The following is a 17,389-nucleotide window of genomic DNA, read 5'->3' as shown; positions in this document are numbered from 1 at the left end:
ACAAAACTAATTAGCACATGGCGTCTGGAAAACAAACACCAAGACAGAAGATGATTAACCTGATGTATCTGGTTTTCATCGCAATGATGGCACTAAATATGTCTAAAGAGGTCTTAACAGCCTTTGGGTTGATGAACGAAAAGCTTGCCGCATCTAATATTTCTACTGAAGCACGTAATGACGCGGCCATGGCTGGTTTAGCATCTAAAGCTGAAGAACAACCTGAAAAATACGTAAGTCTTAAAGAAAAGGCTGAACAAATTGATCAATTATCCAGTAATTTGGATGAATATATCACCGGGCTAAAGAATGATTTAATGGCTGATGTTGAAGATGCCGAGAATTACGAAAGTATGGATCGCTCTGATAAGTTGGACAATATGTTTTTTGCCAGCGGAAGAATAAGTCCTAAAGGACAGGAGTTCCTTGATGCGATTGCCACTTACAGAGAAGGTGTAACCCAGGTAATTGGAGATGAATATCCTCAAATTGCTCAAGAAGTTAATGCTGAATTTTCTACTGAAGAGGTTACCGATAACGAAAACGTAACACAACCCTGGCTGATGTATCATTATCAGGGGTATCCTTTAATTGCTTCTTTAACAAAAATGACTCAAACACAGTCTGATATCAAATCGGTAGAAAGCGATATTTTATCAGCGATGCTTTCTGGTCAATTACAGAGTGAAGTTGCAATGACGAATTACAGTACTTTATTAGAAACTCCTAAATCTGCTTATTATCAGGGAGAGGAATTTAACGGAGCTATTGTTTTAGGTAGAACTGATGCAACTACAAAACCAAACAGGGTAGAATTAAGCCTGGATGGAAGAAAATTGAGCGAATCAGATTACTCTATAAAAGGTGGTAAAGTTGTACTTAATGTTCCTACTGGAAACGCAGGACAACATAAGATAGAAGGACAATTAATTTTTATGCAGGATGGAGAGGAAGTGCCTGTGCCAGTAAGCCAGGAGTTTTCTGTAATTCCAAAGCCAAATTCAGCTACAATCTCTGCCGATAAAATGAATGTACTTTACCGTGGAGTTCAAAATCCATTAACAATTTCTATGGCCGGAGTTTCCGATAACAATGTAAGTGCTTCTGCACCCGGATTGTCTAAGAGATCTGGAAGTAGTTATATGATGGATGTTACAAGTCTTCAGGCAAGAGAAGTGAAAATTAATGTAACAGGAACCATAGATGGAGAAAGTTATCCTTCCAGTTCTACTTTTAGAATTAAGGATATTCCAAGACCTGCAGGTACTATTAGAGGTGAAGATGGATCTGTAAAAATGCAGCGCAATAGCTTAGAAGTTTCTACTGTTGGTGCTAACCTACCAGATTTTGATTTCGAGCTTAATCTAAATGTCACTGGCTTTAGTTTTAAAGTACCAGGACAACCTACTGTTCAGGTAAATGGAAATAAACTTGATAACAGGGCAAAAGATGCCTTAAGAAGAGCGGGAAGAGGCGAGAGTGTAACAATTTTTGATATACAAGCTGGTATTTCTGGTAACTCTGGATATAAACTGAAGAAAGTTTCTCCGGTTATTATAGAGTTAACAAACTAATAAATTTTAGAAGATGAGTTGGAGAGGATTTTTAGTGAACGCATTGGTGTTGGTTTTTACTATAGCATCTTATGGGCAGGCAAATATTTTAAACGCTAAAAGCCCGGAAGAAATTGGTAAAAAGACTGAAGCCCAGATTCAAAGTGATAAGAATGATAAACCACTTGAATATGGATATATTGAAGACCGTGATGTATTATGGTCTAAAAATATCTGGGAGGTTATAGATCTTGATGAAAGGGTGAATTTCCCGCTGTACTATCCAATAGACACTAATAATATTGGCAATAATCGTCGTGCGTTGTATGATGTTTTGGTAACTGCTATTAAAAATGGTAAGATCAAAAATATTTATGCCGATTCTTATTTTACGCAAAAGAGAACGCTAAGGGATATTGAAGCAACCTTATCTAAAGTAGATACTACAGATCTTGGTATTGAGCAATATAATGCAGGGGAACAAGTTGAAGAACAATTTATAGATCGAAGAGATCTAAGTGCTGCTGATATTGCCGAATATCATATTCGTGGAATGTGGTATTTTGACAAGCGCCAGGCCGAAATGAAATTTAGATTGTTAGGAATTGCTCCTGTAGCTCCAGATATTAACTTCATTGACTCTGGTCAAACCGATCTTGTGGAATTATTCTGGGTTTGGTTTCCAGATGCCAGGGAAGTCTTACATGAAAATAAAGCCTTTACCGGTAACAGTTCGGCGCAGACGGTTACTTTTGATCACTTGCTGAATTCGAGAAGATTTAATGCGGTGATTTACAAAGAGGAGAATGTTTACGGAGATCGTGAGGTAGATGAATATATTGTAGATAATGCTTTTATGGAACTTCTGGAGGCAGAACGTATCAAAGAACAAATAAGAAACTTTGAATTGGATATGTGGAATTATTAAAACCATTTATTCTAATAATAAGAAAAAGCGCTCCAACCGGAGCGCTTTTTTCATTAATAGCTATTTGTTAATTGATAAATTTTTAATTTTATGCTATGTTAGATTATATCGTAGTTGGATTGGGGTTAAGTGGAATAGCAATTAGCCGAAACCTGGAAAAAAGAAATAAGCAGTTTGTAGTTTTTGAAGATAATTCCCAAAAATCTTCGCTTGTGGCGGGCGGATTATTTAATCCTGTTATTCTTAAACGTTTTACACTCGCCTGGAATGCCAATGAACAAATGGAGATCGCTATTCCATTTTATAAAGAAATGGAGGCACTTTTACAGGCAAAAATCTTACATCACGTAGAAATTTGCAGGAAATTCTTTTCGGCTGAAGAACAGAATAACTGGTTTGCAGCGACTGACAAGCCTTTTCTTTCTAAATATTTAGACACAAACCTGGTTAAGGATATAAACGCCTGTATTCCTTCTGAATTCTCATTTGGACGGGTGCTTCATACCGGTGTTATTGATACCGATGTGCTGATAAAGGAGTATCGCGATAATCTAAAGAATACTGAAAAAATTCAATTTGAAAGATTCGATTATAATGCCCTTAAAGTAAACGAAGATTCGGTGAGTTATAAGGGTGTTTCAGCAAAACAGATTATTTTTTGCGAAGGTTTTGGATTGCAGTATAATCCTTACTTTAATTATCTTCCGCTTCGCGGAAACAAAGGTGAATATATCACTATCTATTCTGAAGAATTGAAGCTTGAGGCGGCTGTGAAATCATCGGTTTTTATTATTCCGTTAGGGAATAATTTATATAAAGTTGGGGCAACTTATAATAATCAGGATAAAGATCCGCAGCCTAGTAGAGCGGCCAGGGAAGAACTGGAGAAAAAATTAGCGAAGCTTATAACCTGCAAGTTCGAGGTCGTAGATCAATCGGCAGGTATTAGACCGGCCAGTAAAGATAGAAAGCCTATGCTTGGGAGGCATCCGGAACATAAGAATCTCTATTGCTGCAATGGATTTGGAAGCAGGGGCGTATTGATCTCCCCAACGGTTTCAGTACAATTAATAAAATTTATAGAGGAAGATATACAGCTTCCGCAGGAAATTGATTTACAAAGATTCAGTAAAAAGCATTTTCCTTCCTAGTTTTTGCCAGCGCCTGGTTTGTAATTTAAAAAGAAATTGATCCATATATTTCGGGATAATCTTATAATTAGCGGCATAAATACTACCAGCGTGCCTATAATTACCCAAAAGGAGGTCATTAAACCACCACCAAGAAAAAAATAGGCAATGGTGAAAGCGGCAACGGCAAAGGCAATTCCTACTGCATAACTTACATACATAGCTCCAAAAAAGAAGGAGGGTTCCATTTTATATTTTGTGCCGCAATGAGAACAATGCTCGTGCATATCAAAAATACGGGTTAAATGATAAGGATTATTTTCCTTATACATACTTTCTTCCTGGCAAACGGGGCAGGTCCCGGTAAGAATACTATAAATTTTAGTTCCTTTTAAAAATTTCATAATTGGTTTTCAGGAAGTTATAGGAGTTAATTGCGGCTATAATGATGTGAAACATATTTTTTTCACATTGTAAATTTAAGCATATTTGCAAAAATAAAATTTGCAAATGCTTAATATTCATAATCTCTCTGTTTCTTTTAGCGGAGAATATCTTTTTGAAGAAATTACCTTTAGACTTGGCGCGGGAGATCGCGTAGGACTTATAGGAAAGAATGGTGCCGGAAAATCTACAATGCTTAAAATCCTTTCTGGAGAACAGGAATATGATGAGGGCCAAATTGCCCGGGATAAGGAGTTAAATATTGGTTTTTTAAAGCAGGATATTGATTTTGAGCAGGGCCGAAGTGTTTTAGAAGAAGCGCAACAGGCTTTTGTTGAAATAAAAAAGCTCGAAAAGGAATTAGAGGAGATTAACCATCAGTTAGCTACCAGAACTGATTATGAAAGTGAATCTTACACTCAGCTAATTCAGGATCTAAGTGAGATAACGCATACTTACGAAATTATAGGCGGCTATAATTATCAAGGTGATACTGAAAAGGTATTACTTGGGCTTGGTTTTCAGCGGGAGCAATTTGATAAACTTACTGAAACATTTTCGGGAGGATGGAGAATGCGTATAGAGCTGGCAAAACTCTTACTTCAGAATAATGATATTCTGTTGCTGGATGAGCCCACCAACCACCTGGATATTGAAAGTATTATCTGGCTGGAGAATTTCTTGAATAATTATTCGGGCTGCGTGGTAATTGTTTCTCACGATAAGATGTTCCTCGATAACGTAACTAATAGAACGATAGAGATTTCACTTGGTCAAATTTATGACTTCAATAAACCTTATTCAAAATATCTGGTATTAAGAGAAGAATTAAGGGAGCAACAGCTTGCTGCACAAAAGAATCAGCAAAAAGAGATTGAAACTACGGAGAAACTTATTGAAAAGTTCCGTGCTAAAGCTTCAAAAGCTTCTATGGCACAATCGCTTATCAAAAAGCTCGATAAAATAAACCGGATAGAGGTAGATGAAGACGACAATGCGGTAATGAACGTAAGTTTTCCGCTTTCTATACAACCCGGAAAGGTAGTTATAGAGGCTGAGAATATAGCTAAAGCTTATGGTGAAAATCAGGTTTTAAAAGGCATAGACCTCTTAATTGAACGTGGTAGTAAAATTGCATTTGTTGGTCAAAACGGCCAGGGTAAAACCACACTTGCCAAAATTATAATTGATGAAATTTCTTATGAAGGGCATTTAAAGTTAGGGCATAATGTTCAGCTAGGGTATTTTGCTCAAAATCAAGCCGATTACCTGGAAGGTGAAAAAACCGTACATGATATTATGATTGATGCGGCTAACGAAAAGAACCGAAGCAAGGTTCGTGATATGCTAGGTTCTTTTCTCTTTAGAGGAGATGAAGTTGAGAAGAAGGTGAAAGTGCTTTCTGGAGGTGAAAGGAACCGCCTGGCGCTTTGTAAACTTATGTTACAGCCATTCAATGTGCTTATAATGGATGAGCCAACCAATCACCTTGATATTAAATCTAAGAACGTTTTAAAAGAGGCTTTAAACAGGTTTGAAGGAACTCTAATTATTGTTTCTCACGATAGGGATTTCCTTCAGGGGCTTACTAATAAGGTTTATGAGTTTAAGGATAGTAAGATTAAAGAATATTTGGGTGATATCAACTATTTCTTAGACCAGCGTAAATTGGAAGACATGCGTAGCGTTGAGAAAAAGGAAAAGGCTGCAAAAGTTCAAAAAGATACTTCTGGTTCTAATAACAAGAAAGCATATAAAGATCAAAAGAAAGTCAAATCTTTAAAAAACAGGTTGAGTAATACTGAATCTAAGATTACAAAACTGGAAAAAGAATTGGAAACACGTGATATGGAATTGGCTACAAATTATGATGAAGTGGTTGCCAAATCTGGGTATTTAGATAAATACAAAACAAAGAAGAAAGAATTGAATTCTCTAATGAAAGAATGGGAAGAAATTCAGGAAAGCCTGGAAAGTATAGAATAGTTATTTCATATTTTTTCAAAATAAAATTAAACCAAACGGGCAAATAGGTGTCCTACTCACATGGATAAAAGAAAAATTATACTTTCCATTCTTGGAATTTTGCTAATAGTTCTGGCTATTTTTGGTGCAAAGGCAATAATTGACAGTAATGTTCAGGAAGTGCCCGATAATACTAAAACCGTTAAAAATGTATTTGTAGAAACTGTACAGAATCGCACTGTACCAATTGTAGTACCCGCCAACGGAAATGTTACCGCTTTAAAAAAGTTAGAGCTATTTTCTGAAGTTGAAGGTATTTTTCAATCCAGCAGTAAAGATTTTCGTCCCGGGCAGAAATACAATAGGGGCCAGGTTCTTTTAAGTATTAATTCAGACGAATATTCTGCAAGTGTTCGGTCTTCTAAAAGTGAATTATTCAATAATATCACTTCAATTATGCCAGACCTTAGAATGGATTATCCAGAATCCTTTCAAAAATGGCAGGACTATCTCAATAATTTTGATGTAAATAGTGTAACGCAACCATTACCTGAGCCAGATTCAGATAAAGAAAAATATTTTATTACTGGTCGCGGAATCCAATCGGCCTATTATCAAATAAAGAACCTGGAAGAACGGCTTCGTAAATTTAGAATCGTAGCACCGTTTGATGGTGTCTTAACTGAAGCTTCAGTTAATCCCGGTACCTTGGTAAGGCCTGGCCAAAAACTTGGGGAATTTATAGATCCATCGGTTTACGAACTGGAAGTGGCAGTAGGTAAAAAGTTTTCAGATTTATTAGAAATTGGTGAGGATGTAGCGCTTCAGAATCTTGATGGTGATCAAACCTTTACCGGTACCGTAAGCCGAATTAATGCCAGGATAGATCAGGCTTCTCAAACAATCCAGGTGTTTATAAGAATTGAAGATTCCCGCGTTAGGGAAGGGATGTACCTGGAAGCACAACTAGATGCCAGGGACGAAGATAATGCGATAGAAATTGCAAGAGAACTGCTTGTAGATCGTTCTAAAGTTTATATCGTGAAAGATAGCCTTCTGGTTTTAGAAGAAATTAATCCTGTTTATTTCTCAACCAATAAGGTGGTGATTAAAGGTCTTGAAGACGGCGAAAAATTAGTTTCTGCCACTGTGCCTGGTGCTTACCCCGGGATGAAAGTACAGGTTCAGCAAGAGAAGGATACCGCTAAAGCCGAGGAATTTTGAGAAAATTAATTAGTTACTTCATAAAGTACGATGTCGCCGTAAATGTGGTGATTCTTGCCTTTTTAATTTTTGGTTTAGTTGGGGTCTTCAGTTTAAATTCTTCCTTTTTTCCTTTAGAAGAATCCCGTATCATCAATATCAATGTAAATTATCCAGGTTCGGCTCCCGAGGAGATAGAAGAGGGAATTATTCTAAAAATAGAAGATAACCTTAAGGGGCTGGTTGGAATAGACCGGGTAACCTCTACGGCAAGGGAAAGCGGGGGCTCAATTACCGTTGAAATTGAGCAGGATGAGGATATAGACGTGATGCTCACTGAAGTTAAGAATGCAGTAGATCGTGTGCCTACTTTTCCCGGCGGAATGGAACCACTTGTGGTTTCTAAAGAAGAACGGGTAAGGCCTTCTATAAGCTTTGCAATTAGCGGGGATGGTGTTCCATTAGTGACATTAAAGCGTATTAGCGAACAAATTGAAAACGATCTAAGATAGCTAGACGGTATTTCGCAAATTGAGATTTCAGGGTTTCCCGAGGAAGAAATTGAAATAGCGGTTAGCCAGGACGATCTTTTAGCTTACAACTTAACTTTTGAAGAAGTAGCCAGAACGGTTGGGGCTGCAAATATTCTTAGTACAGGTGGTACTATTAAAACAGAAGCTGAAGATTACCTAATTAGGGCGAATAGTAGAAGTTACTACGCTGATGCTTTGAATGATCTTGTAATAAGATCTACAGTTACAGGTCAAACCACAAGGTTAAGCGATATTGCAGAAGTTAGGGATCAATTTGGTGAAACTTCCAACTCTTCTTATTTCAATGGGAATATTGCCGTAAACGTAGCAATAAGCAATACCAATAATGAAGATCTTTTATCGGCTGCAAAAACGGTAAAAGCCTATATCAAAGATTATAACTCGAAAAGTAGTAATATTCGATTAGATGTAGTTTCAGATTCTTCTATAACGTTAGGTCAACGAACGCAATTACTTCTTGAGAATGGTGCGATGGGTATATTTCTCGTACTATTATTCCTTTCTATTTTTCTAAATACCAGATTGGCATTTTGGGTTGCTTTTGGACTCCCGGTGGCCTTTTTGGGAATGTTTATGTTTGCAGGTCAATTCGGGGTTACCATAAATGTGCTTTCCTTATTCGGGATGATCATTGTAATTGGAATCCTGGTTGATGATGGGATTGTAATTGGCGAAAATATCTATCAGCATTATGAGATGGGGAAAACTCCTGTTCAGGCTGCTTTAGATGGTACTATGGAAGTGATTCCGCCAATTATTTCAGCAATTTTAACTACGGTTTTAGCATTTTCTACATTTCTGTTTCTGGATAGTAGGATTGGAGAGTTCTTTGGAGAAGTTTCCACTGTCGTCATTCTTACCCTGGGAGTTTCCCTGGTGGAAGCACTCATAATTTTACCGGCGCATATTGCACATTCCAAGGCTTTACAGGCTAGAGATCCTGAAGAAGATAAAAAGAAAAAAGGTTTGGCAAAGCTGTTCGTTAAAATGCGAGTAGTAAACCGAATGGGAGACCGCGGAATGAATTATTTAAGAGATAAGCTTTACAGTCCTGTGCTCAAATTTGTACTTAGACAGCAAATGCTTGCTTTAGGAATTCTTGTGGCTGTTTTGATTCTAACCATTGGAGCTATTGGTGGGAATTGGATTAGGGTAACTTTATTTCCCAGTATTGCCAGTGATCGTGTGAGTATAGATTTGTTAATGGCTGAAGGAGTAAACCCAGAGCGAACCGATTCTATTATTTCTATGGTTGAAGAGGCGGCCTGGCGCGTTAACGAAGATTTTTCTAAAAGGCAGAGTGGGGGTAAACAGGTGGTTGAAAATACCATTAAACGAGTTGGACCCGGAAACAATAAAGCCTCATTACAGGTAAATTTACTACCCGGGGAAGAAAGGGATTTTGGATCGCCAGAGATCACCAATGCAATTCGGGATGAAGTTGGCCCTGTTTTCGGGGTAGAGAATCTTACTTTTGGATCTGGAGGTAATTTTGGTGGAGATCCTGTTTCGGTTTCACTATTAGGCAATAACCTGCAGGAATTAGAGGCTGCCAAAGAAGAATTAAAAGAAAATTTTGAAAATAGTCCGCTTTTAAAAGATGTAAAAGATAACGATCCGCAGGGAATAAAAGAGATCAATATTAAGCTGAAGGAAAACGCTTATGCGCTTGGTCTTGATCTTAGTGAAGTAATGCGGCAGGTTAGAAATGGATTTTTTGGAACCCCCGTACAACGTTTTCAGCGGGGCCAGGACGAAATTAGGGTATGGGTGCGCTACGATCTAAAAAACCGTTCATCGATTAATGATTTAGATGATATGCGCCTTACCACCCCGGGTGGAGATCGGGTTCCGTTTGACGAAATTGCAAATTACGAAATTGTTCGCGGTACCGAATCTATTAGTCATTTAGATGGTTTGCGTGAAATTAGAGTAAGTGCAGATATGGAAGATCCTAATGGAAGTTCTACCGATATTCTGGCAGATATTAGAAGCGATGTAATGCCTGAATTACTTTCAAAATATCCAAGCCTTTCAGTTTCATATGAAGGGCAAAACAGGGAAGCTAATAAATTAACCAGTTCAGCTGAGGGAGTTTTACCGGTGATATTGTTTCTAATATATGCAGTAATCGCATTTACTTTTAGAAGTTACAGCCAGCCTTTATTATTAATGATAATGATTCCTTTCAGTATTATTGGAGTAGCCTGGGGACACTGGATTCACGATTTTCCTGTAAATGTACTTTCAGCATTGGGTATTATTGCTCTGGTGGGAATTATGGTGAATGATGGGCTCGTACTCATTAGTAAATTCAACGGAAATTTGCGTGATGGAGCCAAGTTTGAAGATGCCCTTTATGAAGCTGGAAGATCAAGATTTAGGGCTATTTTTCTAACATCATTAACTACTATTGCCGGTATGGCGCCATTGCTTTTAGAAAAAAGCAGGCAGGCACAGTTTTTAAAACCAATGGCAATTTCTATATCTTACGGAATCGCTATTGCTACAATCCTCACATTACTTTTGCTACCATTGCTGTTATCGATAAGTAATAATATTAAAGTAGGCAGTAAATGGCTTGCTACGGGGAATAGAGTGACTAATGAAGAGGTTGAACGAGCTATTAAAGAACAAAAAGAAGAAAAAGCGCATGGAGAGATCGGGTAATTTAATCCTTTTGATCGCTTTATTTTTTATGGGCGCTGTCACAGCTCAGGAAAATGAAGTTATAACCAAAGAAGAAGCCATAGCACTCGCATTAGAGCGTAATTACGGTATTGAAATAGCTAAAAATGAAGTAGAAATTGCAGAAAATAACCAGGGGATTTTTAATTCGGGTTATTTACCAACTTTAACAGGTCGTGCCGGTGCCGGTTACGATTTAAATGATAGATTCACAGAACCCGAAGAAGGAGATCCTTTAGACCAGCGTGGGATAGAAAGTAATTCTTACAATGCTTCTATTAATGTAGGTTATACTCTATTTGATGGTTTAGGTAGATATTACAACTATAAAAGTTTAAAAGAGCAATACGATCTTTCTAAACTTCAGGCACGGGAAACTATTGAGAACACGATGCTTCAGCTATTAAGTGTTTATTACGAAATTGCCAGGCTTACTGAAAATGTTGAAGTTTTGAAAGATGTTTTACAAACTTCAAAAGATCGGGTTACACGGGCGGAATATCAGTTTGATTATGGACAAAGCAATAATCTTGTGGTGCTTAATGCCAGGGTAGATGTGAATAACGATAGTGTTACTTTACTTCAAACCAGGCAACAACTTAATAATACCAAACGGGATTTAAATGTTTTATTAAATAGGCAGGTTACCGATAAGGATTTTGAGGTAGATACCACGGTTAATTTCATCCAGAAATTACAATTGGAAGCCTTTATAGATGAGGCAGAAGCTAATAATGTATCCTTATTACAACTCGATAGAAACCTGGCTATAACAGATTATGATATAAAAATTAGCAAATCTGGTTATTTACCTGCTGTAGATCTTACGGGATCCTATGGTTGGAATTTTAACAGAAGTGCAGCTACGGCCTTCTTTCCGGGTAGTAGACAAACTACAGATGGGATCTCTGGTGGAGTAAGCTTAACCTGGAATCTTTTTGATGGCGGGAATACCATTGTACAGATTCAAAATGCTAAAATAACCCATGAGAATCAAGAATTGCAAAAGAAACAGGTGGAATTAGGAATTAGAAGGGATATCGCCAATGCCTTGGGAAATTATGAAAACAGGTTGTATGTATATAGGGTTCAGGAAGAAAATGTAGACACCAACCGTGATAATTTTGAACGTTCAGAAGAACAATTTAATCTTGGCAGAATTACTTCTATTGAATTCAGGCAGGCACAGGTTAATTTGCTAGATGCAAAAACCAGTCTAAATCTTGCAAAATACGATGCCAAGATTGCAGAGTTAGAATTGCTACAACTCACAGGGCAATTATTGAATATTGAATTATAAATTATGTTTGAGCATTTTTTTCAATGCCCATATTGTTGGGAAGAGATTTCGATTTTACTAGATCCATCGGTAAGTCGGCAAACTTATATTGAAGATTGCGAAAATTGCTGTAATCCTATTGAATTTACAGTTTCTTTTAGTGAGAATGAGCTTCAATCTTTCGAGGCGAATAGTATTGAACAGTAATTCTTAGGCTTAATTTGCTGATATCCAGCTTTGCAATATTCTTATATTTTTTTCTTTAAATTTTTATTGAAAAAGCTTTGTAGGAACTTAAAAACTGTCTTATATTTGCAGTCGATATCGCGGGATAGAGCAGTAGGTAGCTCGTCGGGCTCATAACCCGAAGGTCACTGGTTCGAGTCCAGTTCCCGCTACTAGCAATGACAAGGCTTTACAGAAATGTAAGGCCTTTTTTTATGGACTGGGTACAACATAGGTACAACATTTTTGGAAAGCCAAATTTGAATAGAAAATAATGTTAATTAACATTATTTGGGGATATTTCCTATCTCATTCGAAGTGTAACTTAGTAATTTGAAGGATTTGTATAATTCTCTATTTCATTAAATAGCTTATTAAAAAACAATGTTCTAATTCTTCAGTATAAGATCTTGGTAATTTTTTAATTGAAATTATTATCAAATTATGTGATAAACCTTTTGAAATCTGTTCCTATTCTTTTTGCACAATCTGTGCATTGATTTTTTTTTATCTTTGTAGTGTGAAAATTATCGCTGTCATATTATCTCTATATATATTCGGGCTTAACTTATTAGCCTGTAATGATAGTGACACTTCACAAGTGATTTCTGATTCAGAAGTAACAGTGGTTGCTACGCAGAATTTAGATATCGACTATTCACATGATAAAGTAGCAGATTTATGCCCTCCTTTTTGTAGTTGCCATTGCTGCCATGTGCATACAGTAGATTTCGGTTCTTCAAATTTCAAGGCTTTGATTATTGAAATTCCATCAAAAGCCTTTGTCCATTTTGACAGCTCAGTGGAAGAACCTATTCTTTCCTTTTTAGATCCTCCAAAAGTTTAATTCAGTTTTTTTAAAGGATAATTATATCCTTTTTTGACCAAATCCTGGTTCTCATACTAGATCCTTGGTCCTATTGATAGATTTTGTTAGGCACAAAATTATTATCAAGAATTTTAACTGAATTAAATTTTTATTTATATGATTAATAAGATAATCGCATTTTCCATTAATAATAAATTTATTATTGGACTACTTACCTTAGCGCTGATAGGGACGGGTATTTGGTCCATGATGACCGTCAACCTGGGATCGGTGCCAGATATTACTAACAACCAGGTTCAGGTGATCACCCAATCACCTAATCTTGCAACAGAAGATATTGAACAATTTGTAACCTATCCTGTAGAACTCTCAATGGGGAACCTGCCCGGGGTTACGGAAATACGATCTGTTTCCCGATTTGGCCTTTCCGTGGTTACAATTGTTTTTGAGGACGATATGGGCATTTACAAACCCCGTCAACTGGTTCAGGAAAAACTAAACGAAGTCAGGGACCAAATACCTGAAAAATTTGGAAGTCCCGCTATGGGACCCATTACTACAGGTTTGGGTGAGATTTATCAATATACGATAAAGCCCCAAAAAGAGTATGACACCGTTTATTCCCCTACGGAATTGCGTACCATCCAGGATTGGATCGTAAAGCGTCAAATGACCCTCGTCGAAGGTGTAGTAGAGGTAAATTCATTTGGGGGCTCTATAAAACAATATGAAATTGCCATTAATCCCGAAAAACTGAATGCGTTAAACGTTTCTATTTCCCAAGTCTTCGATGCCCTGCAAAAAAATAATGTTAATACAGGCGGTGCATATATAGAAAAAAATAATATGGCCAATTTTATCCGTGGTGAGGGTTTAATCAGGTCACTAGATGATATAAAATCTATTGTTATCAAGAATGAAAATGGAGTGCCTGTAACAATTGGAGATGCAGCTGAAGAGGTCCAGTTTGGTAGCCAGGTACGCTATGGTGCTTTTACCCAGGATGGCCGTGAAGCTGTTGGCGGTATGGTGCTCATGTTGAAAGGTGCAAATCCTAATAAAGTAATTGCAAATGTTCAGGATCGTATGGAGACGGTAGAACAATCTTTGCCTGAAGGTTTATCAATAGAACCCTTCCTTGACAGAAGTGTTTTAATTGAAAGAACTACGAGTACCGTGACCCAGAATCTTCTGGAAGGTGCTTTAATCGTGATTTTTGCCTTAGTAATATTATTAGGTAGTCTGAGAGGCGGTCTTATAACTGCTACTACCATTCCATTATCACTTCTTTTTGCTTTTATATTGATGAAGCAATTCAATGTCTGGGCCAATCTAATGAGTTTGGGAGCTATTGACTTTGGAATTATTATAGACGGTGCTGTGATCATCATTGAGGGTACGGTATATGAAATACAAAAACGGATGCGTTCCGGCAAAATAAAATTTAATAAGGCTAAAATGGATGAAGTAGCCTATGATGCCGGAAGTACGATGATGGGTTCCGCCTTTTTTGGACAAATTATCATTCTTATCGTATTTGCGCCCATTCTTTTTCTAACGGGGGTAGAAGGGAAAATGTTTCGGCCAATGGCATTTACTTTTGGTTTTGCCATGATAGGTGCTATTTTCTTATGCCTTACCTATGTCCCTATGATGTCTGCTTTATTTATGAAACCAATTCAGAATAAAAAGAACTGGTTTGGAAAGTTTGAACGCTGGCTGGAAAAAGTTAGTGATAAAATTATTGGAGGGATTCAAAAAGGATACATGCCTTTATTAAAAGGAGCTTTAAGATTGAAGTTCATAGTATTGGGGTCTGCGGTTGTCTTACTTATAGTAGCCGGTTTTATCTTTTCCAGAATGGGAGGGGAATTTGTCCCTCAACTTGATGAAGGGGATATCGCCATGCAGGCTTTAATAAGACCTGGAAGTGGTTTGAGTGAAGCAATTGATGTTTCCACAAAAATAGAAGATATCCTTCTTGAGAATTTCCCGGAAGTAGAAACCGCCGTAGCGAGGATTGGGGTTGCCGATATCCCTACTGATCCAATGCCTATGGATATTGCCGATATGTTTATTGTATTAGAGAAGGATATGGATAATTGGACTTCGGCAAGTTCTAAAGAGGAATTGATAGAAAAGATCAAAGAGAAACTTAATGAAGAACTTACGGGAGTCAACCTGGTTTTTAGCCAGCCTGTAGAGCTTCGTTTTAATGAACTGCTTACCGGGGTCAGGGAAGATGTTGCGGTAAAATTATATGGTGAAGATTTAGACCTTCTTGCTGAAAAAGCTGATAAAATGGCTGAAATAATACAGACTATACCGGGCGTAGGAGATGTGAACCCTGAACGAACATCTGGTCTTCCACAAATGACGGTGCGGTTTAATCGTAAAAAAATTGCGCAATATGGATTGGACATTGAAAAGATTAACGATTATATAAGTGCAGCTTTTGCCGGAGGAACGGCCGGAGTGATCTTTGAAGGGGAAAAGCGGTTTGATATGGTAATACGTTTTGATGAGGCGCACCGCCAAAGCATTGATGATTTACGTACCCTCTATATAGATCTGCCGGATGGAACCCAGGTTCCGATTAAGGAAGTAGCTGATATTAGTTATGTACCGGGTCCTATGCAAATTTCCAGGGATAACACCTTTAGAAGAACCTATGTGGGAGTTAATGCCCGCGGGAGGGATGTGGAATCTGTGGTAAATGACATCCAGCAAAAATTGGATGAAGAGTTAGATTTACCTCCAGGATATTACATTACTTATGGTGGGGAGTTTGAAAACCTTCAAAGAGCAAAAGGGCGTTTACAAATAGTAGTGCCCATCGCTCTATTTCTGATATTCGTGCTTCTGTACTTTGCACTCCAATCTTTTTCCCAATCAATTATGATCTATATAGCCATTCCACTGGCGGCTATTGGAGGAATATTTGCTCTTTGGTTAAGAGATATGCCGTTTAGTATTTCAGCTGGTGTAGGCTTCATTGTATTGTTTGGGGTTGCCGTTTTAAACGGGCTGGTGCTTATTAACAGGTTTAATTCCTTAAAAGAAGAAGGGGTAACCAGTATAAAAGATAGAATTTTTACAGGAACCAAAGAACGAATACGTCCCATTATGTTAACAGCAACAACAGATATTTTTGGATTTCTGCCGATGGCTTTTTCATCGTCAGCAGGAGCTGAAGTACAACGACCCCTTGCTACGGTTGTTATTGGTGGCATGCTTACAGCTACCTTACTTACGCTGGTTGTTCTTCCTGTCCTTTATACATTTGTAGAGAAGAGACGAGAGAAAAAGGAACAGAACAAGCTTGGTTCTTCCAATTCACGATCTTTAGCCACAATTTTGATAATTGGCTTGATGTTAGGCGGAACCTTTTCCGTAAATGCACAATCTGATGAAATGTCATCGGAAAATCCAATACAGGATTCTTTACAAACTATTAGTTTGGAAGAGGCTAAAGAAATGGCAATCCAAAACTTTCCACAATTAAAAGCTGCCCAACTTGAAATTGAAAGTGAGGAAGTATTGCGTAAAACCGCCTATGATTTTGGGAATACCCAAATCTTTACAGGAAAAGAAGAGGTAGGAAATGGCTCTGATGGGATCTATACCCAAATTGGTGTTCAACAACAAGGCATAGATGTTTTTGGAATAGCTCCCCGTTTGAAATTACAGAAAGAAAGGGTGGCCCTTGCTGAAAATGCTTTAGAACTAAATACCTTAGAAGTGGAACGTGAAGTAAGCAGGGCCTGGGCTTCAGTTTATACAAGTAAAAAGAGGTATCGGGTATATAAGAAAATGGATTCAATTTTTGAAGACATTGAAAGAGCAGCACGAATCAGGTATGAAACAGAAGCTACCTCTAAACTGGAGTATCTTGCTACTTCAAATCAGGGGAATGAGGTTAAAATACAGCTGGAACAATCGTACCGAGATTACCTGAAATCAATACAGCGTTTAAACCTATGGTTCGTTAGTGACACAATCTATGATGTACCAGATTTGCCTGTTGAAACTTTAGACGAACCTTTAAACTTTCTGGTAGAGTCGCTTGAAAATCATCCGTTGCTGCAGGTTTCGGAACAAAGGATAGATGTTGCCAAAGCGGTTACCAGAGAACGAAAATCTGAATTTTTGCCCAAATTTCAGGGTCAGTACGGTAGGCAGGAAATAGCCGGGCAATCGGGTTTCTTCCAATATCAAATAGGAATTCAAATTCCGCTGTTTTTTGGGCCGGAATTAGGCCGTACACAGGAAGCACAAGTAAATAGACAGATTGCAGAGCAAAACTTTTATCAGGATAAAATCGAACTGGAAACCGCCTATAAAAATATGCGTGAAGACTACATCAAATGGAGAAACTCATGGAATTATTATAGGGATGAAGCACTTCCGCTGGCCAAAGAGCAACAAGGTGGATCAGTGCTGGCCTTTAAGGAAGGCGCTATCGATTATGTGACATTTCTCCAAAATATAAGAGATGCCATTAGAATCGAGGTAAATGCCTGGAGTGCTTTTAACGATTATCTCGACAGCCGCTACCAACTGGAATATTACCTTAAGAATTCAAATTAAA

The 17,389-nt window shown here is 37.7% G+C and carries 10 protein-coding genes, 1 tRNA gene and 1 pseudogene; 11 read left to right on the top strand and 1 reads right to left on the bottom strand.

Annotated elements, in window-relative coordinates; genetic code table 11:
- The first annotated feature begins 17 nt into the window (after positions 1–17).
- From gldM to FG27_RS06910, 3 genes are all read left to right on the top strand, one after another.
- Positions 18–1,574: a gliding motility protein GldM gene (gene gldM, locus FG27_RS06920; protein ID WP_037317245.1), complete on the top strand. Its 1,557-nt coding sequence runs from the start codon at positions 18–20 to the stop codon at positions 1,572–1,574.
- Positions 1,575–1,587: 13 nt separating this feature from the next.
- Complete coding sequence (gldN, locus tag FG27_RS06915; protein WP_037317242.1) at positions 1,588–2,481, top strand: gliding motility protein GldN; 894 nt, start codon at positions 1,588–1,590, stop codon at positions 2,479–2,481.
- Positions 2,482–2,576: 95 nt separating this feature from the next.
- Positions 2,577–3,632 (top strand): FAD-binding oxidoreductase, encoded by a 1,056-nt coding sequence (locus FG27_RS06910; RefSeq protein WP_037317239.1) that lies wholly within the window; start codon positions 2,577–2,579, stop codon positions 3,630–3,632.
- On the opposite strand, the gene FG27_RS06905 is transcribed toward FG27_RS06910, so the two are convergent.
- Complete coding sequence (locus FG27_RS06905; protein ID WP_037317236.1) at positions 3,629–4,015, bottom strand: DUF983 domain-containing protein; 387 nt, start codon at positions 4,013–4,015, stop codon at positions 3,629–3,631. The two genes, FG27_RS06910 and FG27_RS06905, sit on opposite strands and share 4 nt — an antisense overlap.
- 106 nt (positions 4,016–4,121) lie before the next feature.
- On the opposite strand from FG27_RS06905, the gene FG27_RS06900 reads away from it, so the two are divergent.
- The 8 genes and pseudogenes from FG27_RS06900 to FG27_RS06870 all read left to right on the top strand — a co-directional run bounded on the left by FG27_RS06900 (position 4,122) and on the right by FG27_RS06870 (position 17,388).
- Positions 4,122–6,041 (top strand): ABC-F family ATP-binding cassette domain-containing protein, encoded by a 1,920-nt coding sequence (locus tag FG27_RS06900; protein ID WP_037317233.1) that lies wholly within the window; start codon positions 4,122–4,124, stop codon positions 6,039–6,041.
- Positions 6,042–6,101: 60 nt separating this feature from the next.
- Complete coding sequence (locus FG27_RS06895) at positions 6,102–7,244, top strand: efflux RND transporter periplasmic adaptor subunit (protein WP_037317230.1); 1,143 nt, start codon at positions 6,102–6,104, stop codon at positions 7,242–7,244.
- Positions 7,241–10,447 (top strand): annotated as a pseudogene (locus FG27_RS06890) (efflux RND transporter permease subunit). Before FG27_RS06895 ends, FG27_RS06890 begins: the two are co-directional and overlap by 4 nt.
- The gene (locus FG27_RS06885) at positions 10,431–11,765 is read left to right on the top strand and encodes a TolC family protein (protein ID WP_037317227.1); all 1,335 of its coding nucleotides are present in this window, start codon (positions 10,431–10,433) and stop codon (positions 11,763–11,765) included. The pseudogene FG27_RS06890 and the gene FG27_RS06885 overlap by 17 nt, the downstream one beginning before the upstream one ends.
- 3 nt (positions 11,766–11,768) lie before the next feature.
- Entirely contained in the window at positions 11,769–11,951 is a 183-nt protein-coding gene (locus FG27_RS18960) for a CPXCG motif-containing cysteine-rich protein (protein ID WP_081912602.1), read from the top strand.
- Between the two features lie 118 nt (positions 11,952–12,069).
- Positions 12,070–12,142: transfer RNA gene (locus FG27_RS06880), tRNA-Met, on the top strand.
- Positions 12,143–12,489: 347 nt separating this feature from the next.
- Complete coding sequence (locus FG27_RS06875; RefSeq protein WP_225573949.1) at positions 12,490–12,816, top strand: DUF6660 family protein; 327 nt, start codon at positions 12,490–12,492, stop codon at positions 12,814–12,816.
- 138 nt (positions 12,817–12,954) lie between these two features.
- On the top strand, positions 12,955–17,388 hold the full coding sequence (locus FG27_RS06870; RefSeq protein WP_037317221.1) for a CusA/CzcA family heavy metal efflux RND transporter: 4,434 nt from the start codon (positions 12,955–12,957) through the stop codon (positions 17,386–17,388).
- Position 17,389 lies beyond the last annotated feature (1 nt).

The organism is Salegentibacter sp. Hel_I_6 (assembly GCF_000745315.1).
GTDB lineage: Bacteria > Bacteroidota > Bacteroidia > Flavobacteriales > Flavobacteriaceae > Salegentibacter.
This window is presented reverse-complemented; position numbering and strand designations above follow the sequence as displayed.